The sequence below is a fragment of the Teredinibacter turnerae T7901 genome, assembly GCF_000023025.1.
Lineage (GTDB): Bacteria > Pseudomonadota > Gammaproteobacteria > Pseudomonadales > Cellvibrionaceae > Teredinibacter > Teredinibacter turnerae_B.
Map to the genome: position 1 here is coordinate 2,263,866 of NC_012997.1, position 20,552 is coordinate 2,284,417.

Annotated in this window: 19 protein-coding genes; 16 read left to right on the forward strand and 3 right to left on the reverse strand. The window is 43.6% G+C overall.

Features of this window, described 5'->3' with window-relative positions; translation table 11 throughout:
• The first annotated feature begins 582 nt into the window (after positions 1-582).
• The 14 genes from TERTU_RS09645 (at position 583) to TERTU_RS22195 (ending at position 12,955) form a co-directional block, all read left to right on the forward strand.
• Positions 583-1,017 carry a hypothetical protein gene (locus tag TERTU_RS09645; protein WP_041590168.1) on the forward strand — a complete coding sequence of 145 codons (435 nt, stop codon included), beginning with the start codon at positions 583-585 and terminating at the stop codon, positions 1,015-1,017.
• 121 nt (positions 1,018-1,138) lie between these two features.
• A complete protein-coding gene (locus TERTU_RS09650) occupies positions 1,139-1,579 on the forward strand; it encodes a hypothetical protein (protein WP_041590169.1) in 441 nt (146 codons plus the stop codon).
• Between the two features lie 124 nt (positions 1,580-1,703).
• On the forward strand, positions 1,704-2,027 hold the full coding sequence (locus tag TERTU_RS09655) for a hypothetical protein (RefSeq protein WP_028877013.1): 324 nt from the start codon (positions 1,704-1,706) through the stop codon (positions 2,025-2,027).
• Positions 2,028-2,601: 574 nt separating this feature from the next.
• A complete protein-coding gene (locus TERTU_RS09660) occupies positions 2,602-3,117 on the forward strand; it encodes a DUF4823 domain-containing protein (protein WP_049772811.1) in 516 nt (171 codons plus the stop codon).
• A gap of 84 nt (positions 3,118-3,201) precedes the next feature.
• Positions 3,202-3,537, forward strand: coding sequence for a transposase (locus TERTU_RS09665; protein ID WP_015817892.1), 336 nt, complete (start codon positions 3,202-3,204; stop codon positions 3,535-3,537).
• Entirely contained in the window at positions 3,528-4,370 is an 843-nt protein-coding gene (locus TERTU_RS22000) for an IS3 family transposase (protein WP_228378322.1), read from the forward strand. Before TERTU_RS09665 ends, TERTU_RS22000 begins: the two co-directional genes overlap by 10 nt.
• Positions 4,371-5,220: 850 nt before the next feature.
• Positions 5,221-6,153, forward strand: coding sequence for a HEPN domain-containing protein (locus TERTU_RS09680; protein WP_143876285.1), 933 nt, complete (start codon positions 5,221-5,223; stop codon positions 6,151-6,153).
• A gap of 41 nt (positions 6,154-6,194) precedes the next feature.
• On the forward strand, positions 6,195-6,797 hold the full coding sequence (locus tag TERTU_RS09685; RefSeq protein ID WP_228378299.1) for a GNAT family N-acetyltransferase: 603 nt from the start codon (positions 6,195-6,197) through the stop codon (positions 6,795-6,797).
• 218 nt (positions 6,798-7,015) lie between these two features.
• Complete coding sequence (locus TERTU_RS09690) at positions 7,016-8,518, forward strand: IS1182 family transposase (protein WP_041590172.1); 1,503 nt, start codon at positions 7,016-7,018, stop codon at positions 8,516-8,518.
• A gap of 227 nt (positions 8,519-8,745) precedes the next feature.
• On the forward strand, positions 8,746-8,991 hold the full coding sequence (locus tag TERTU_RS09695) for a hypothetical protein (protein ID WP_041590173.1): 246 nt from the start codon (positions 8,746-8,748) through the stop codon (positions 8,989-8,991).
• 103 nt (positions 8,992-9,094) lie between these two features.
• Positions 9,095-9,400, forward strand: a complete 306-nt coding sequence (locus TERTU_RS09700) for an NIPSNAP family protein (RefSeq protein WP_015817236.1) — start codon at positions 9,095-9,097, stop codon at positions 9,398-9,400.
• Between the two features lie 193 nt (positions 9,401-9,593).
• On the forward strand, positions 9,594-11,153 hold the full coding sequence (locus TERTU_RS09705; RefSeq protein ID WP_015817709.1) for an IS1182 family transposase: 1,560 nt from the start codon (positions 9,594-9,596) through the stop codon (positions 11,151-11,153).
• 375 nt (positions 11,154-11,528) lie between these two features.
• Entirely contained in the window at positions 11,529-12,020 is a 492-nt protein-coding gene (locus TERTU_RS09710; protein ID WP_041590174.1) for a hypothetical protein, read from the forward strand.
• Between the two features lie 686 nt (positions 12,021-12,706).
• Positions 12,707-12,955: a hypothetical protein gene (locus TERTU_RS22195; protein ID WP_228378300.1), complete on the forward strand. Its 249-nt coding sequence runs from the start codon at positions 12,707-12,709 to the stop codon at positions 12,953-12,955.
• A gap of 525 nt (positions 12,956-13,480) precedes the next feature.
• Here TERTU_RS22195 and TERTU_RS09720 read toward each other — a convergent pair.
• A complete protein-coding gene (locus tag TERTU_RS09720; RefSeq protein WP_015818706.1) occupies positions 13,481-14,185 on the reverse strand; it encodes an FMN-dependent NADH-azoreductase in 705 nt (234 codons plus the stop codon).
• Positions 14,186-14,324: 139 nt separating this feature from the next.
• On the opposite strand from TERTU_RS09720, the gene TERTU_RS09725 reads away from it, so the two are divergent.
• On the forward strand, positions 14,325-15,176 hold the full coding sequence (locus TERTU_RS09725; protein WP_041590175.1) for a LysR family transcriptional regulator: 852 nt from the start codon (positions 14,325-14,327) through the stop codon (positions 15,174-15,176).
• Between the two features lie 443 nt (positions 15,177-15,619).
• Here the strand turns inward: TERTU_RS09725 and TERTU_RS09735 are convergent, their stop codons facing one another.
• Positions 15,620-17,269, reverse strand: a complete 1,650-nt coding sequence (locus TERTU_RS09735; RefSeq protein ID WP_015817691.1) for a cellulose-binding domain-containing protein — start codon at positions 17,267-17,269, stop codon at positions 15,620-15,622.
• A 1,220-nt stretch (positions 17,270-18,489) separates the two neighbouring features.
• Here TERTU_RS09735 and TERTU_RS09740 point away from each other — a divergent pair.
• Positions 18,490-19,080: a GNAT family N-acetyltransferase gene (locus TERTU_RS09740; RefSeq protein WP_015818809.1), complete on the forward strand. Its 591-nt coding sequence runs from the start codon at positions 18,490-18,492 to the stop codon at positions 19,078-19,080.
• A gap of 589 nt (positions 19,081-19,669) precedes the next feature.
• Here the strand turns inward: TERTU_RS09740 and fabD are convergent.
• Positions 19,670-20,533 carry an ACP S-malonyltransferase gene (gene fabD / locus TERTU_RS09745; protein WP_015817148.1) on the reverse strand — a complete coding sequence of 288 codons (864 nt, stop codon included), beginning with the start codon at positions 20,531-20,533 and terminating at the stop codon, positions 19,670-19,672.
• Positions 20,534-20,552: the final 19 nt, after the last annotated feature.

Genomic DNA, 20,552 nt, shown 5'->3' on the forward strand with positions numbered 1-20,552 from the left:
ACAGCCACCAGACCCACACTGCTACGCTTGTTTTTGTGCATTCGCTGCGCTCATTATTGCACAAAATCAAGCTCCACAGCGCGGGCAGGTGCTGTAGGCGTTAGTGCTCAATATAGATAAAGAGGTATCATGAAAATTAAAATCAAGCTATTTATATTCCTGTGTTTTTTTTTCTTCGCAGGTCTTCTCCGCAAATGATGGTGTAATTACATCTATTGCGTTTGCGGGCGAAAACATGTCGAGTCACCCCGATGTTGTTCAAATTCAAATCGAAGGAGGTTATGAATCTGGTGATTGCAGTAAGGTCCATGCAGCCTTCCGTAAAGGCGACGAGCACTTAATTTCTGCGGCCTTATCTGCGTATGCAATGGGTAAGCCTATAAAAGTTTGGCTAAATGAGAGTGACTCATATTTCCCGTCACAAAAAAGATGTGTAATAACTATGATTACGCTTTCGTAAGCTGGTACTAACAAAAAGTTCAACCTGACCTCCGCTGCGTCGTTTGTTTTTGTGGCTTTACGCTCACGCTACCACAAAAACAAACAACTCCGCTGCGGCAGGTTAACTTGGCGTTAGCATCTATGAATAAGTTTTGGTTCGTAATTCTGTTTTTGATCTCTGGTTCCGCTTTTTCGGAAAGTGCTAGGGATCTTGATAATAGTAAGCTTGAAGTTACATGGGAACTTACTGATGAGTCATGGGTTAAATTTGAGTGTGTAACAATCAACCTGTCGTCGGTGGCGCAGTATCGTAATCTTGAATTCTCTGGTATTAATATGTTGCTCAAGTCTAGTGGCGAGGGGGTAAGTTATGTTCCTCTTAGTTCTAAAAGAGATTCCATAATGTATCGCGCACGACCTTGCTTAACTTTACACGCTCTAAAGGAATCGGTATTTCACTTTATGTATAAAATAGGTGGCAAAGAAGGTGGCGTCGCACATGGCATTCTAGTCGGGCAGGATTTATACCCAAAAGCTAAGGAGCTAGTGTCGTTCTACTCTAAGGGAGATCGTTAAATGCTAACAAGTTTGTCAACAGGACATTTTTTGCTACGCTCCGTTTGCGGTGGCTTCGCCACATTACCGCAAAACTCCACTGCACAAAAAAATGCCTGTTACAAAGGCGTTAGAACACACTATGAAAAAGCTACTTGCCCTTATTTTAATATTGCTTTCACCCCTTGCTTATACGCAAGACTTAGTTGTCGTTTTGGATCTGAAATTTATAAAGGAAACCGAGGACGCGGCAGCATGGATGTGCTACGGAGAAAGTGATGAAGATTGCCACCCTTGGGCGTATTTCTACGTTTTCGAAGCCAAAGTTAAGAAGGTAATATCCGGTGAATTGAGCAAGAATAAAATTAGGGTGCTATTTGGACGGCACGCTTTGAAGAAAGGGAGCCATAAAAGTGTAATTGCTACACTATCGAAACTAGAGAAAAGCAAAGAAGCGGATTATCAAATCCTAGAATGGGGCACCATAAAGGAAATGTATTGTTTTAGCCATGACGAAAACAAAATATATAATGTTCGCCTAGAATCTAGCGATATTGATTTGAAATGTTATGAGCAAGAATAGTTCTAACAATTATGTCCATTCGACGTTTTGGTCTACGCTCCGTTTTGGGGTGGCTGCGCCACTTTACCCCAAAACTACACTACAACCAAAACGCAAATGACAAAGGCGTTATGCATAAATAGCTATGAGATATCTAAAATATATTTATCTGTTACTTTTTGCTGGTTGTGCAGTAGCTCCTGAGTCATATCAAGGCTCGTTGAGTTATAGCGCAGTGCCCTCTGAATGTGAGTTTTTGGGAGAGGAGGTGGCTGTTGAACCTGGTGTTGAATTGAAGGAAGTGCAAGAGCTGGCTGAAAAGAAATTTAAGAGTTCTGCAATTAAGGTAGGGGCAAATTATATATTTATCAACGAGCATTCAGTAATACATATTAGCGCGAAAAATCCGAAAAATTCGGGTATGTATTATCGGGTTGAAGCAAAAATGTTCAAGTGTGGCAGCGCATAACAAAGTGCTCCAACTCGCGCGCTTCGTGCGCTGGACAGTTTGTAAGTCGCGGCTTTGTGGTTTTGCTGCGCAAAAGTAACCCACAAAACCACAACTTACAAACTGCCGTTGAGCACGGCGTTATAAAGCGTCGGAAACGTCAACTTTAAAGCGCTCTGTTTTGGTTAAGCGTTGTTGGGTAGTTAGGGATTTGGTGGCTTAAACTAGAGCTTTACTTGCTGCAAGTTGTAGGGCTCTTAATGTGGTTCTGGCTCTCGGAGAGCGAGTCAGCTTCTAATTGGTGCTGGTCGTTCTCTTCGCGGTCGTTTGGGCTTTGAAAATAGTGGTAATTTTGCGCGGTGTTCTCATCGCACATTTAAAGTGAGTAGTTGTTTTTAATATGGAGCAGGGTCGGTTGGTCCCAATAATTTGGGCTTGTCACGTAAGCTTTTATAACAAAGTCAGTCAGCAGGACCTGCGTTTCGGAGCTTGTATTTTGTGGCTTGTCGCTACGCTGCCACAAAAAACAAGCTCCTCCACTGCGGCCGCTGCTGCACGGCGTTAGAAATACAAACAATAATCGGAGTTTAAGGCTATGACGAAAAGAATAATTAATGTATTGGCTTTATGTGTGCTGTCAGGCTGCGCTTCCACTTATAAAAATGAGGTTCTAGTCAAAAGTGACAACAGTTTGTATTCGAATTTGAGCGTATTTATTGCTACTCCTGCAAACGGGTCTTATGGCGGAAAAACTTATGCGAACTCGGGAGAATCAACTGCTAATGCTGTACGTTCGGCGTTTATGCGGTATGTAGATCAAGTTGAAGTATCGAGGAAATGCCAGGACATGGAGTGTCTTAAATCGGAATCAAACGGAAATTATGGATATTTAGTTGTTCCTTACATACTACATTGGGAAGATAGAGCAACAGAATGGTCTGGGCTCAAGGATAAATTGGAAATAAAAATAGTAGTCTATTCAATAGATGGAACAGAGGTGAGCAGCACAATAATTTACGGTAAGAGTAAATGGGCTACATTTGGAGGAGATCACCCCCAGGATTTATTGCCAGAGCCTATAAAACAATATGTTCAAGGTCTGTACAAATAAAATTCTAACAATGTCAGTCAGCAAGACCTGGGAACCTAACCCGATAATGCACACACCTCCATATAACTTAGTTGGAGGTGACAAATGGCCAGAAGAAAACATTACAACTCATATGATGACGATTTCAAGGCGACAGCGGTAGCGCTAACGGAAATTCCTGGGGTGCAAGCAAACCATGTTGCTGAAGCGCTCGATATTCATGAAGTGATGCTATATCGTTGGCGAATGGAAATGCGACGAGGGCAGATTAGGGTGAAAAAGAAAAATATACAGATAGATCCAGATATTAAATCGGAGTTGAAAAGGCTGCGTAAGCTGGAGCGGGAGCACAATCTCTTGCAAGAAGAGCACGCCCTTTTAAAAAAAGCCATCCAGCACTCTTTGCAAAAAAAAGAGAAATCTTCGAATTCATCGACCTAAATAAGTCGCAGCACAGCATTGCGCTAATGTGCAGGTTGTATGGTGTAAGCAGACACGGTTACAACAGTTGGCGACGAAGGGGCGAGAGTAGGCGTAAGCGGGAAGATAGCGAGATCTACTCACTGATTAACCGTATTTTTCAAAAGCACGAAGGATGCTACGGAAGCCCGAAGATAACGCAGGAGCTACGCAAACAGGGGGTCAATGTTGGTCAGAAAAGGGTGGCCAGGCTCATGCAGGAGCACGGACTAAAGGCTGCAAAGGCCAGAATGTACAGGACAAAGGCTTATCAGCATGTATTTCAGAAAGCGAGCCCTAACCGAATAAAGGATTTTACCCCAACGGGAATTAATCAGCTTTGGGTAGCAGACGTGACCTATATCCGCATGCCAGATGAAAGCTGGCAATACCTATCGGTCATCATGGATCGCTACAGTCGTCGAATAATAAGTTGGTCTCTTGGAGAAAATCGTACAGCGGAATTGACGAGCAACACCCTTGCGAGGGCAATGCGGAATCGCAAAGGCGCGAAAAACGTTATTCTGCATTCAGACAAAGGGATAGAATATATCGCAACATCATTTAGAAGAAAGCTACACCACTACGGCATACAGCAAAGCATGAATGGTGTTAAGCAAATGAATGACAATGCGCATATCGAGTCTTTCTTTCAGGATTTTAAAACAGAAAGCATTAAGAGAAAGGCTTTTAATACGGTAGATGAGCTGAGGGGAATAATCAGCGAATACATGCGCTACTACAACCATGAGCGTTCGCATTCGGTGATTGGGTATATATCACCCGCTAAATTTGAGAGTAGAATAGCGGTTTAACAAACAGGTGTGTGCAAAAGCGGGTTAGGTTCCCCTGCGTTTCGGAGCTTGTTTTTCGTGGCTAAACGCTACGCTACCACAAAAAACAAGCTCCTCCACTTCGGCCGCTGCTGCACGGCGTTATGCAAAAACTAAAAACGAAAATAGATAATGTAAATATCAATGCAGCATAGAAGAAATCGAAAGATTAAAAATGGGTCTTCTTCTGTCTCTAGAGTGCCAATAGTAGAGCTGTGGAAAATGGTTGGTATGAGCGTTGTGGCATATTTCATAGCTGCTTCAACTGCAATGCAAATATTAACGAATGGGTTTGTATCAATTAAGGGTGCTAAAGTACCTGCGGAATTGGGCTATATAATTGCTGTATTCTGTTTCGTAGTAGCACTGTTATTTACTTGGCTTTCGTTCAAAGATATTCGTGCGCACCTTAGAGGCGGGAGTTAATGCATAACCAAGCCAGCAACCTGACACTGCATGCTACGCTCCTTTTTGGTGTGGCTTCGCCAAAATACACCAAAAATCCGCTCCGCACGCAGTGCAGGTTCTAGCGGCGTTACATCTTTTCCACGCTAAGGAGTAGAAATTGAAAGTTGAGTATTTGGTGCTTATTGACTCAGGAAGTACCTTTTGCAGAGACTCTAAGTCTTTCAAGAGCTTTCTTCAATCAGACTCGGAAATACACATAGGTGGGACTAAGCTCAACTTTAGAGATATCTCGGTCAAATACGAACTTCAAGAAGGTGAGAATACTGAAAAGAATCATAAATTCTTTCACATAAGATTGATTTTCGACGGTGACAATGTATCTGAATTTTCAGATCTTTGCAGATCAATTCGGAAACTGTTAAATATGAATGCTAACAACGGAGTTCAAGCGCTATGGGACGACATTAGTTTTTATTATTCATCCCATAGTTATCCGTTGATATATGAAATTGAAAATCTCGTTCGAAAGTTAATCACAAAATTCATGCTTACCAATGTTGGGCTTGGTTGGATTAAAGAAACCGTGCCAGAGGACTTAAAGAAATCGGCTCGGGCGGAGAATGTCGATTTAAATACGAATTATCTCTACGAAACAGATTTTATTCAACTCTCTAATTTTCTGTTTGACGAGTATAGGACCCTAGATATTTCAGGATTAGTAAAGAAGATATCTGAAGTAAATGCCGAAACAGTAAGCATCAAAGAGATTAGCGAGTTTATACCCAAATCAAATTGGGAGCGATACTTCCAATCTTATGTTGATTGTGAAGCATCGTATCTAAAATCCAGGTGGGGAAAGCTCTACAAGCTAAGGTGTAAAATTGCCCACAATAATACATTTACTAAACCAGACCATGAGCAGACAACAAAATTGGTCGAAGAAGTAAAACTTAAAATCTTGGCGGCTATAGAGTCATTAGACAAAATAACCATCAACGAAAATGACAGAGAGGATTTGGCAGAACTAGTAGTTAGCAATTCAAGCGTAGTTTTCGGGACTTTTATCCAAAAGTGGAAAATGCTAGAGTCTCTCATGGTCGAGCTGCTAATTGCCGAGAATATATTGCCGCCCGATCTTTCAAAGAGGGATCGCGCAATGCTATTCAAAAATCAGGAGGCATTGATAAAGAATAATCTTATTAGCTCGGCGATGTATAAGGAAATAAAGCAACTAAATAAAGTCAGAAATGTCATGATCCATGAAACTGAGCAATACTTTACGGATTCTGAAATTGTGGTATTTTCAAGGCAAATAGATAAGATTATAGAATTCTTTGTTGAAAAAATGGGGATGTAACAAATGGCTCATGAGCGCACTCCGTTCCGCTGGTTCTTTTTGTGGTTAAAATACCACAAAAAGAACCAGCTACACTACGTCGCCATAGCCAGGCGTTATGTGAAACCGAGATCATGGCTCACGAACTAAAAACTGAGAGGCTAATTCTTTCGCAGCTAACGCGAAAGGATTGCGCTGATTTTCAGCGTCTCATTACAAATGATGATGTGACAAGGTATTGTTTTGATCCTTTGTCAGCAGCGGAAGTCGAGAATTCCTTCGAGTCACGCATAAAGGATTGGGATACTAAGCAGTCCCACTGGTTAGCGTTGGCTGTTTACCTAAAAGAAACGAATGAATTTTTAGGTGTAACTGGTTTCAGAAATACATCTAACCAAAAACAAGTTGAGGTTGGGTTTATGTTCCTGCCAAAATTCCATGGTCGAGGCTTTGCTACTGAGTCGCTTAAAGCAGTGTTAGACTATGCATTATTTCTGGGCTACGAAACAGTGGTGGCAAACGTCACTGAACCCAACGTGGCATCAACAAAAGTTTTAGAAAAATGTGCTTTTAGGCAATCTGGAAGTGATGCTGAAGGGGTAATCATCGGTACTGTCGCATATTCAAAGGTATCGTATCTATTTAGAAAGTGCACAATCACATAACAAACCGCTCAAGGCTCAGCAGCTGTCGCTGCTTGGACCTCCGCTGCGTTGCTCGTTTTGTGCTTTACCGCTACGCTCGCACAAAACCATCAACACAGCTCCGGCCCCTTAGCGGAGCGTTGAAGCTGTCGAAAAACTCAAAAAATCATCAAAAACCTGCAGAACAGAAGTTTCTAAAGGGTTAAAATAGACCCCAACGCCGCTTAACGGAGTCTGGCATGGCGCATTACAAACAAGGTAATGATAAACAGGGGGAATTTGTCGCTGTTATTCCCGAGGAACAAATAACAGAGGGCAGCTTTGAGGCGACAGTCTGCTTGATTGTCGATCATGTGCTAGATCTCTCGTCGTTTGAAAGCGATTTTAACAACGATGCGGGTGGCGCTTCTGCATACAGCCTGGGAACTCTCCTCAAGATCATACTTTCTGCGTATCATCGCGGAATTACCAGCAGCCGTAAAATCGAACATTTGTGCCGATACAATACAGTGTTCATGGCACTCTCTGGTTTTCTCACCCCGGATCATTCCACTATCGCCGCGTTTGTTTCGAAGAACCCTCAACGACTTGAAGGCATATTTATAGAAATCGTGTTGCAGTGTGACTTACTGGGCCTGATTGGTGGTGACACACTGGCATTGGATGGCTGTAAAATTCCCTCAAACGCCTCGAAGGAATGGTCGGGAACTAAGGCCGACTTCACGAAGAAACATCAAAAAATTCAACGTGCGGTAAGGCGGGTGATGGCACGGCATCGTCAAGAAGATGCTGAGGGCGTGGTGAATACCCCGGTGCGTGAAAAAGAAGAAAAGCAGATAGAAAAACTCAAACGCATCAATAAAAAGCTAAAAACCGCCCTCAGTGATATGGTGGATAAACGGGGGCATAACGGAAAAGTTCGTAAGACCAACCTCACCGACCCTGATAGCGCCAATATGATGTCCGGTAACGGTGGTGCCTTACAAGGGTACGTCGGTTTGGCCGCAACCGATAAACTGAACCAGGTCATTGTCAATGCTGATGTAACTGGTGATAGCGAACAATCCACGCTCCAGCCCATGATTGATAAACTCCTTGCATCCGACAGGCTAGATGGTTGCCAACTGCTGGCAGATGCTGGGTTTCATAGCGGGGTGAATTTAGACTATTGCGCAGAGAAAGGCGTCGATGCCTATATTGCGGATACCCTCTATCGTAAACGCGATGCGAGGTTTGTGGATCACCAAGATAAAAAGCCGAAGGCAAGGAAACAGAAATACTTTCAATCGAGTGACTTCGAGTATGACCCGCAGGCACAACGCTGTTGGTGCCCAGCGGGAAAAGAACTCTGGCTTTGCTCCTCTGGATATCAAAACAAAGGCGTCGAGTACATTCGCTTTGAAGGTTACCTCAACGACTGTAAAAACTGCGCGATGCAAGCCCAGTGTTTACGTAATGGGGTCAAAGACCGCGGCAGACAGGTGAGTATCCGCAAAGACACCGCTAAAAACAACAGTCGCGCCATTGATCGAATGAAACGCAAAATGGACAGTCCCGAAGGTAGAGCCATCTATTCGGATCGCATTGGTATTGTCGAACCCGTATTTGCGCATATGAAACACATAATGGGTCTGCGCTGGTTTAGCTTGAGGAGCCTTAAAAAGGTGTCCGGACAATGGTATTTATTCTGTGCGGTACATAACTTGGTAAAGATACAAAAATATGGGAGCTATGCCCGATGAAGGGTAACTATTTTTTAAAAATAGATGTAAATAACGTCGTGGCTGATATTGTTAAACAGCCTTATAAAAACGGGTGCCTGAAATTATCCGCTGCGTATAGGTATGTCGGTGTTATTCGACAGCCTCGTTAGGTATACATTTAGATGAAAAAAATACGGATATTTCTAGTTGTCTGGGGCTTTGTTTGCCTTGTTACGCCTGTGCTAAGTGCATTGGAATATCCGTTGATGAAAATTGCTACTGAGAGTGCTATGCACTCAATTGAAAATAGATTTATCAATATTGATGCGATGGCTGCCGAAGATAAGAAAAGCTATGAATTTTCAAAATCCCGGATTCTTGGTAACGACAAAATGTTAAAAAAATCAGCCAAAGTACGTCAACAAGTTGTAATGTTTTTGGGTGTATCAACATCCTTATTATGCTTTTTGGGTGCTATCTACCTTCCGTACTTAACAAGGCGGTCAAGCTGACGGCTATTCCGTTGCTTGTTTATGTGGCGGTCGCTACGCTGCCACAACACAATCAACTACATAGCCGCAGCTTACCGCGGCGTTATATTTTACAGGGAAAATTATGGTTACGTGTTATCTGAAATATGTAGTTGATCCATTTAAACTCAAGGAGTTTGAGCACTATGCAAAACTCTGGATTCCTTTAGTAGAGAAATTCGGAGGCAAGCATCACGGTTATTTTTTACCGCATGAGGGTCCAAGTAATATTGCTTTAGCGTTATTTACCTTTCCCACACTTGCGGAGTACGAAAAATATCGCACTGATGCAGCAAATGATCCTGAATGCCAAGCAGCAATGGAATACTACCGAGAAACCAAGTGTTTTATTAGTTTCGAGCGTTCATTTATGAAACCGGTATTCGAGTGAAAAAACATAACAATCCAGTTAACGCCCGCCAGCAAGTTGGCTCGGACCTTCACTGCGTGGTTCGCTTATGTGCTTTAATAGCACAACGCAAACCACTCCGTTCCGGCCCGTTACTGGGGCGTTGAGCCTGTAGAAAAACTCCAAAAACAAGCGGTTTATCGCTAAAATGAGGCATTATCTGAGGGACGTAAGAATGCCTAACTTCAAAAAGCCCAATTACAACCAAGACACAATGGTTGTCATCAACTTCGAAGAGCAAATACGTCCGGGAACCTTTGAGTTTGTACTCCACAAGCTTATTGAAGAACGGTTGGATCTCACTCCGTTCTATGAGCGTTATCACAATGATCACGGCGGCCGGTCAGCCTATGATCCCGCGATTTTGTTAAAAATCACTTTGTTCGGCTATTACCATGGCATTCGCTCTAGTCGGGATATTGAATGGGCATGTAAAACCAATATCATGTTCAAAGCCCTATCTTGCGATACACAACCTCACTTCACAAGTATTGCCAGCTTCATCAGTTCCCAGCCCGATGCCATTGCCGACATATTTACTCAGATATTATTGGTATGTGATCAGGAGGGGCTTATTGGTCACGAACTAATCGCTATTGACGGCTGTAAAATCTCATCGAATGCCGCAAAGGAACACTCGGGCACTTTTGAAGAGCTGGCTCAGAAGCGCGACAAAATACAGCGACAAATCCGAGCCTGCGTGAGAGAGCATCAAAAGCTGGATCGTCGCAGAACAGGAGAGCGGGAACGCAAGGATCAACTCGAGCAAAGCATTGAAACCCTTAGTAACCATTTCAACAAGATTGATCAGTTCCTAAAGACGGAGACCCCACGGATGGGGCAAGGTAAACGGAAAAAAGAGGTTAAAAGCAATATCACCGACAATGAGTCGGCGAAAATGACCACCAGCAAGGGGACGATACAAGGCTACAACGGTGTTGCGGCGGCGGATAAAAAACACCAGATTATTGTCGACGCCCAAGCGTTCGGCGAAGGGCAGGAACACCATACGTTACAGCCTGTGATCGAGCAGATACAAGCCCGTTATAGCACCATAGGATTAGATGTTGGTCTTGTCGAAGACCAAATCATCATTACCGCCGATACCGGCTTTGCCAATGAAGCCAATTATGCCTACCTCAAGGACAACGCATTCAACGCGTACGTACCGGACAACAGCTTCCGTTTGCGCGATCCTAAATTTAAACACCAGAAAGTTAAGCACGGGAAGCGGCATCAAGATACCGTCAAAGGTATTAAAAAGGTCATTCCCGCTTCTGAGTTTACCCTGAACAAGCGCGATAAGACCTGTGTATGCCCAGAAGGCAACCCCATGTGGCTGAAACATGAAACGACAGATCAGTATGGAAAATGTAAACTAAGTTTCGAAGGAAGGCTCACTGATTGCCGTCATTGCCCACGCAAAAACGAATGTATGCGCAACCCAGGATCTGCAGACACCCGGGAGGGACATGGCCGTCAAGTGACATTCACCATCGACACCCGAAATTCGCCAACGGCCTGGATGCAAAAACGCGTGGATAGCCGTTACGGAAAACAAGTCTATCAACATCGCATGTCCGTCGTAGAGCCGGTATTCGCCAATATTGGTACCCAAAAGGGATTGGATCGGTTTGGTTTACGGGGAAAAAAGAAGGTTCAAGGTCAATGGCAATTATATTGTTTGGTGCATAATATTGAGAAATTAGCCAATTATAGTGCAATGGGGTGCTGATAATAGGCGAGTTTTCGGCAAAATTGGCTTCTGGAAAGCCATTAAAAATTAGTCGACTGAAGTAAAGCAAAATGCTTGCTGCAAATTTACAGCTTACAAGCTAAATAGGTATTTTTGCTTATTTTGTTTTTCTACGGTCTCGTTATGGGTCTTATGAACGATAGAACCACTAAAGAAAAATTGTTTTTCGTTATTAGAATTTTTCTGATAGCGTTCGGCTTTGTGACTAACCTTGTTAAACAGCCTTATAAAAACGGGTGCCTGAAATTATCCGCTGCGTATAGGTATGTCGGTGTTATTCGACAGCCTCGTTATGTTCGAGAAAGACCATCAAGCTACCCTAAGATCTGTTTGACGAACTAAGAGGATGCATTAATGGTGTGGCAAGCTTCTTCAACGAATGCAAATCCATTAAACCGGGGCAAAGTGATTGAGATAATTTGTCGGCTAGAACTAGTGGCTAGTCAATTGCTTAGTCAAGAATTCAAGAATAGAAATCCTGAATATAGAGAAAACCTTATTCATAAACAATTGTTCGGCGAAAATGGAATTGTTGGTACTTTGGGCAAGATGTCAGTTCTTTTGCACAATTTAGGCTACTTGAATGCTCAAGAGTTGAACGATTTGAGAAAGATATATCGAATAAGATGTATATATGCACATTCACCTAATAAAAGAATGTTGAGCTATGAGCCTGATGTATTTAAAAATATTGAAGGATGCTATTGGTACAAAAAGACTGAAAACAAAGAATCAATAGATACTGGTGATTACTATGAGGAGAGAGTGTTTATAGCAATATGCCAGTCATTTCAGGAACTGATACGGAGTCACCTAACTGAAGAAACGAGAGAATTGTTTCATTGATCAAGGATAAACCTGTTAAGATATTTTCGAATCCAGCCGTTGCGCGTTACTAACCGTAATGTTGCAGTCAATTGGTATTGAGGGTTCGTGGATTACACGAGCAATGATATTACTGAAGAGCCGGTGGTGCGGCATTCCGATGCGGTAATTCCGCACGTCAGAATCTGTGTGGGGACGTTCGGGAAGTTGGGCGTTCTAACATGACGCATTCAAAGAATACGTATGGATAAATATATAAAAGTTGTGTTTTTTCTGTTGCTCTCCAATGTCTGTATTTCAGCGGAAATGCCTACGAGTGCAAGATCGAAAAAGGCAATTGCCAATGTTAAGCCTGAATTGGTTGCTCAGCTTAAGCGAGCTGGTCTTGAATATGGTAACCCCATCTACATACGCATATTAAAAAAACATCGGAACTTGAGTTGTGGGTAAAGAGTGGCGAAGAGTACGAACTATTCAAAACATATGAAATTTGTACTTTTTCTGGGAGTTTGGGACCAAAGACGAGAAAGGGAGACAATCAGGCACCCGAGGGCTTTTATTTCGTTAAACCTGGAAGCTTAAACCCATGGAGCTCATATCATTTATCATTTAATCTAGGTTACCCAAATAGCTATGAGCGCCTGCATGGTTTTACGGGAAGCGCGTTGATGGTACACGGAAAATGCGTGTCGATTGGGAGCTACGCGATGACAGACCGATATATAAATGAAATATACGCTATGGCGCAGGGCGCTTTTGAGTCAGGGCAACCATTTTTTAGAGTACATGCATTTCCTTTCCGATTGGAAAGTGAGGTATTAGAAAAGTACAAAAATAATAGGTGGTACTCCTTCTGGAAGAATTTAAAGGAAGGGTACGATCATTTTGCCAAACATAAGGTTCCGCCAAATGTTGACTCAGAAAAAGGTAGGTATGTATTCAGTGCTGGAACCTGATGCTTACAAGTCAATGTTCAGCAGCTAACGCGTCTTGGACATCAACTCCGTTTCCAACCATTGCATGAGCGTTGTGTCTTTAAAAGGACTGAATTTGTACCAACGATTACCAGATAAGGAACCTACATCTTTTGAGACTGTGATATTCAAGTGGATATTCATTCCGGTTCTTGTGTATGGATTATATTCAACATTTTCCAGTGTTAGTGATGGGCGCGAAAAATGTGAGAACATATGTTATGAGAAGGGTTATCACGACGTTAGATATAAGCCTAGTGGACGCTACAACATTGAACCTGAGTCGTGCCATTGTCTGACGGAGGAGGAAAGCAATGTTAAAACTAGAATTCCAAAGGGCACACCGGTATTTTAGAGGCAAGTGTATAAAAATCAGCTCAACACGAAAGAACTTCGCGTGCTGGGGGCTTTTTTGCCGAGCGCTTTTGTGGTGTGTATCACAAAAGCACCCAACCCCACTCCGGCATCATAAAATGCATTAAACAGTGAACTTCTTTAAGAAAATGATCACATAGTGGCGATGCCATTTTTTACCGATCCGGCCGGGGTTGAAATACTAAGTTCTGATGCAAGTTTTTCGGCCCGATTTGTTGCATTGGCGACCGACAAGCGGTGCCTGTCGTCACCAAATTCTTGGTATTCGGAGGCAATCTCATACATTTTATCCGCGCCTAAATATTTACTCAGTGTCCGTAGGTGCGGTGCCAGGTGACCAGACACTTCTCTTAGTCCTCCTTTTTCAAAACCAAACTCTCCGCTGGACGTCACTATGATCAATGTTTTGCCTGAAAGCATAGGTTGCAACGGGAAGTCGCCTCGTGAAAGATCGAAATCAAACGTTTTGTTTACGCGTACAATTTGATCGAACCAGGCTTTTAGCTGAGCCGGCATGCCGTAGTTATACATTGGTGAGGAAATCAAGATAACATCGGCAGCTGACACCTCATCTATCAATTTATCTGATAGTGCAAGTCTTTCTTTCTGTGCCGGAGTCCTTTTGTTCTCAGGGGTAAATACCGCACCAATCCAATCCTGTGTGATGAAATCAGGTGGGTTCATTCCGACATCACGATAGATATAGTCATCTTCAGGCCGATTACGTTTCCATGTATCAACAAATCGGAGTGCGATATTTTTCGATATGGAATTTTGATCTGAGTTCGCGTTGTTCGCAGCTCTAACGCTCGAGTCGATGTGCAATAATGTGCTCATGTCCATTACCTTCGTTGGTGGATAACGGGCGCCATTTTGTTAGCCTGTATAGATCATTACAAACGAAAACGTTACACCTATAGATGACTTTAACTCATCTATACTGTGGATGAACTCGTTGTTAATTGGGAGGTTAAGCTTGCAGGTATCGTTACAGGCGCTGAAAGTCTTTGAGTCGGCTGCCCGTCAGGGGAGTTTTAAGCTGGCTGCCGAGGAGCTTTCGCTAACCCCAACTGCTGTTTCGCACCACATTAGCAACTTGGAAAGTCGGTTAAATGTAGGTTTGTTCCACCGGCAAGGAAGGCGGGTATTACTAACCGAAATGGGGATAATATTAGCTAAAGCGACCTCGGATGGGTTTCGTAAAATTGACGCTGCTTTGGAAGATGTGTTGAAGGCTGGCAGTACGGTCAGGGTGACGACGACATCGTCATTAGCCGCTTTGGTGTTGATTCCCTCCCAGCATGAATTTGAACTAGCCAACCCTGATATTTCTATGGAAATATCGACCGGTGAGTCACTCGATAGCCAATCATATGTTATTCCAATTCGGTATGGTCAGGTCTCAGTTGCTGAGGATTCTGATGTCATTAGGTCAGAGTCATTCAATGTGTTTGGTGCTGTTGGAATGATGCCTCCTTCTTGGTCAAATGAGTCCATTACTCTATTTACCACGGAGTGGAAAAATAAATCCTTACCGGCCCCTCCATTAGCTGCTTGGTTGGACAAAAATGGACTGGATGGGGCTAATATTAAACTTAAGAAATTTGATCAAGAGCTTTTCGGCATCCAGCAGGCTATGGCAGGAAATGGACTTGTGTTCTGTTCTACGACACTTACTAAAAAGCTGTTAAAATCTAACCTTCTACAACAATTTGAAACCCGGTCAATCCAGTCAGACCTCTGCTATTACGTACCAAATAAGCACAGCTTCGAAACTAAAGGTGCGGCCAAATTTCTAAATTGGCTCGAAGATATTTTGAACCAATAATTCGTGTGCTCATCTCTGGCTAATGGCGTTTACCCAAGTTGAAATATCGACTTTACTTCAGAAGTGAGCTGCAAAAAATCGTATCGCATATAGGTATGATCTGGAGTGTTTGTGTACCTCCGTCGGCGTAAAAATTTTGGGTGATCAGCCGCTTTTTCTTACAGTTCTTTATCCGGGCCCAGCAATTGAGATCGGCGAAGTTGATCATGGATAACTGTTGATATCTGCTCAACTCAATCGCGTTGTACATATTTACTACATTACTCAGGATAGCTCAATTATTTTGTTGGAGATACTAAGGCTCAAAGTGCTCGCTGCCTATTAAGTTATGAAAATTCCCATATTTCAACAGCTTACGCGAGCCTTAGTATTTTTACCTCATGAAAGCCAAGAAGAGCCTGTTGTATTCTCGCTCGGAAGTTTTAGGTTAAATTTCCCGTTGGTCAATGGGCTGCAGATGAAGTTGCGCACGCGCCCAAACTAAGCCATGACGGATCGCTGCCGGGTACCGACGACGTATACCAGTTAGCCTCGTATAAGCCACCCTGATAAACCATTTTATCGAGTGCATTAGCGTGGTTGTATGGGCCACCAGGCCAATCTTGTGCTGTCCAATTAGGGTACTCATTTATGCCGTCACAGATATTACCACTCGATATCTCTTCCGATAGTCGCTCAATAGCGGCCCGAATATTCGGCAGGGGGCCAATCAAGCCGCCTTCACCTTGTGCGATACCGGTTTCTATCAGTAGGGTACGCATTTCAAGCGGGCTTATATCTCGGCCTAAGAAGGTTTCAGCATAGTCTTGAACCAAAGCCACGGCACTGGCAACAATCGGCGCGGCGGAGCTGGTACCGTTAAAGGAGTGCGTATAAGCCTGATTGTCGTCATCGCCAAATTTAGCCAAGTCGCCAGTGCCAAGGGTCCAAACATTTTCTCCCCAGCCCTGAAGGTGTAAAGGGCTGCCGTATGTACTAAAATTTAGTTTGTAATGCTGGGCCGTGGAACTGCCGGCACCCACCAAAATGGAGCCGTTATCGCCCCGTGCGCGGTAATCGTCGTAAAGGCTGTGATCTAAGTCGACGTTCCCGTTGCCGGCTGTGGTAACAACGTGAATGCCAGCATCGGTGGCAATTTTAACAAGATCCCAAATGGACCGGTCATAATCCGGTGGTCCATACGATTTACCTGGGTTGTCAGAAATTGTCCATGAGCCGGGAGTTTGCGGGCCTGCAGTTTGCATTTCCAGAATAATAATATCTCCGGCGGATAATGCCGCAATGGTTCGGGCGAGAGCTAGATTTCGTCCGTGTTGTCCGTGCGAATGGGTAAATACAATGACCTCTGCATCGGGAACCGTGCCTGTCATACCATAGCCATTGTCCCCAGCGATTAGAATGCCAATAACTCCCGTACCGTGACTCGAAAAAACGGAGGGCACGCGCTCATTACCGAAACGAACATTTTGGTCGATTAGGTCCTCATGATCTAGGTTCCAGTCATGTTCTATATCGGCGATTGTGACATTAGAGCCCGTTAAGCCGAGGGACCTTGCATAGGTGACATCAATGCCTGGATCGGGCTGTATGTGGTCTTGATAGGCGCTGTAGTCGGTACTGAGGGGGGCGATGTCGGCAGGGGGCGGGGTGTATTTTGGAATAAACTCGCAATACTCCACTTGGTTGGTTGACTCTAATTCTTTGGCTATATTATGGAGCTCTTCGATGGTCGCATTGTTAGACGACATTGCGTAAAACTGTTTTAAACTGGAGAAGTCCGCCTTTCGCTTTTTGTTGCCGTTGGTGGCGCTGCTTGCCGCTGACGCCTCAGTAGAATCGAATATGGGGGTAACGACAAGATCTTTGCCTTGTATTCGCAGAGTCTTTGGGTTATCCCTAATTTCCGCTGAATTAGAATTCTTGGACGAGGGCGTCGTCGCGGCCTTTGCGAATTTGCAAATAAATTCGTACTGTCGTTCTTTTTGAGTTACTGGTATTTGATTTTTGATACCCCGGGCCAGAGCAATTTCCGTTAAAGACACGGGTACAGTCAAAGCTATAGCTGCAGCAAGTTTTTTAAATTGGTGCTTCATGTACTACTCCAATAATTAATTTTGATTCGGTTATGGTTAACCGCATACCTAAAACAAAATATTCCAGGTACGCGAAAAATCACAAAATCTACCTGTGATCGAAATAGTCATCTTTGGGTTCATTATTAGAATAAATCATTGCATTGGCATGCAATTAATATATAGATGCATGCAGGAAAAACGAATCTCTTGTGTTGGTTGCTTCCCCGCCTAGCTCTGATGTATTCAAAACTGAACTGCTGGAATTCTCAGCAGTGATGGTACAGAAAGTAACGGGTTGGGACGGGGTAGGTTAGTTCGGTATCGGCTAGAGCGTACTATCGATGGCAATATGCTTGCCACTATAGCTTGCCATACAAATAATATACATGATAATTAAACCAGTGATGAGGCTTGCTACATCACGTAATGTACCAATTGATGTGGCGGTCATGACGTGTCGTTGTTTTAATGGTTTATGGGGGCAAGCCGAGGTCTTAAGGATAAAAAATCCTAGTGTTAACCTTTTCGATTGACGCTGATATCTCCGGTAGCTTTGGAGAAAGTGTGCCTTCTAACAGATTGATTTCTGTCGAGATTGTGTTTTTCCTTACCTCCTCCGGGGGTCTCAAATATTATGCTTTAATCAGTAAGGCTCTTTCCGGCGGCCCGTTAATATTGCGGTTAGTGCTCACATGCTAAATTAGAAGTCCCTAGTTACGTAGATCTGAATTTCGGCCTGTTTTGGTGCGCGCCTCGATCCAAAAGTACTCATTAGGGTCAAGTCTTTTCGTATATTAGAGGTTGGTTGAGAGGTTTGGCGTGCGGGTTTATATTGTTTAGTTAACCAAGTTAAGCTCAGCAAGATCCTGCCCGGCGGGATAGGATCTCTGAGTGATGGGATATCGAATAGGTATTTTGTGTCGCAGTGTTTTGCCGTTATATCTGGATGGGTCAACGTTCATCGTTCTATGTCTGCCGATTAGGATGTTTTCACTGACTTCTTCGGTAGTTATGTCAAACAATTTAAGGCGTAGGTGATTAATATTCTAAGAAGGAAATTGATGTCGTCAGTCATGGTGAAAGCTTAGTCTTTAAAAAATGAGGGCTGTCGTTTTCTCTGCGTTTGTGGGGAATTATTAATACGCCTGCTCCAAGCAATTTGCTACTCATTTAGAGAAATGCCATGGCCTGCTTTCAGGAATATATGGCAAATAGATTAGTGTATTGCAAAGCCACTAATGTGCGAATTTAAAAAAAATAATCGTCGTAATACATTGTTGATTCAAAAAGCGAATTTTGTCGATGTGTTGTATGGGTGTGAGCTGTTTAAATTAATGATATTTTATAAATATAAAATATGTTACGCGTTAGTCGTATCTGGAGAGTTCGGAATGGTGGTGCTACGTGATTTTGTGGCTGGTGAAGAAGAGTCACTGTTTGAGGTTTTCTATTCGTCTATTCATATGATTTGTTCGCAGCACTACACTGCTGAACAGATATCTGCCTGGGCGCCCATCGATCTAGACCGCGCGCTATGGTGGCGTAAAATTTCGGCAATTCAGCCCTTCGTTGTGCTCAAGGAAAATAAAATTGTCGGATATTCAGATGTTCAGAAGAGCGGTCTAATAGACCATTTTTTTGTTCATGGTGAATATCAAGGGCAGGGTATAGGTAACTTATTGATGTTCGAGGCGTTAAGGCGCGGTGCCAGCGTTGGTGCGCTACATTCTGAAGTAAGTCATACAGCGCAGCCATTTTTTCAGAAGTATGGCTTTAAGCCTGTTAAAAAGCAGACCGTCATAATCAGGGGTGTCGCGTTAAATAATTGAACTTCACTTGAGAACTCAGGGAACGTTCTTAAATTGGAAATCATTTGGTCTGTCAACTAAGCGTCAATACCACCTGGATTGATAATGCCTCTCAATGTTCGCTCTTGTAAGGTCAGATAGGCGGTAACCAAGATGTTATTTGCTTCAACAAAATTGCATTTGGTAAGTGGTGTGAATTAATCAAATGGAAAGTTATGTGTACTTGAATTTTGGGGTGGGGTTTAGGTGAGGCTAGATCGCCCACTAGCTGACTTGATTGGTTGCTTGCATAAAGAGCCGATTGCTTGTGTGCCGATGAAAGGAATATCGAGAGCACGCCATACGTGTTTCTGTACGTATTCGCTCCGTATTAGACGGCGTATATTCACTTGGCGAAGGAAATTACGAAGCCAATAGGCGGTGCAGGGGATCACCGCCATTGCCATAAGGACAACCTAATCCCTTGAAATATCACAAATACACAAGCTACGTAAACGTAGGAACCCACAAAACTTCGCCAGTTTTTAAAGGGCGCGGAAATTAAATAGAGAAAATAAATTTAATCGCCGCGTGCATCGTCGGGCGAAAACATGCCCACTTTTGCCAAGCTTTAAGCTGTACTAGCCATCGCATCCTGTATGCGCGTGACTATTCCAGTAAGTACAGTGCCAGAGCCGAGTTCCTGCCACGATTCGACTTTTGGAAGTACGGCTTCCATAGATTGCAGCCAAAGCACTGGGCTGTAAACCTGCTTAACCAGCATCTCTGCTACATTGTCTTCCTTGCGGTAGGCCATGCCGGTCAGGTTCGCGATGACTTTAATTTTAGGTTGTGAAAGTCGGTATCGGTTCAGAAATTGTGCGAGTTTTTCTGCTGTTGGTTTCATAAAGTGGGTATGAAAACACGCGCTAACATTGAGCTGAACCACATTTGCTGCGCCAGCGGCAATTAATTCTTCCTGCAGTAACCTGGGGTTTTCGCAGTATCCTGCAATCACCGTTTGTGTGTACTCATTGTAATTAGCAATGGTGAGCTGGTCGAAATTAAGTTTGTCCAGTTGGCGCACAATGGCGTCTGCAGGCAGGCCGAGCACGGCGAACATAATTCCACCGGATACCTCGGACATTAGTCGCCCCCGCTCTGCGACTATTTCCAGACCACTGATAAAGTCAAAGCATCCTGCTGCGAAAAGCGCGACATATTCTCCCAAGCTATGACCTGCGAGATAATCCGGTACTACACCAGTTTCTTCTACATGTTTTAAATAACTCAGCGCGCCAACCACATAAAGCAGCGGTTGTGTGACTTGTGTTTTGGAGAGTTCGCTCGCTGAGCTATTCATGCATTTATCTTTAACATCGAACCCGAGGCAATCGGACGCGGAGTCGGTAAGGTGCGGATAGCGGGCGAATAACGCCTCTCCCATGCCCGGTGCTTGACTGCCTTGACCGGGAAAAAGACATAATTCTGTCATGCGATTGCCTCCTAAGTTT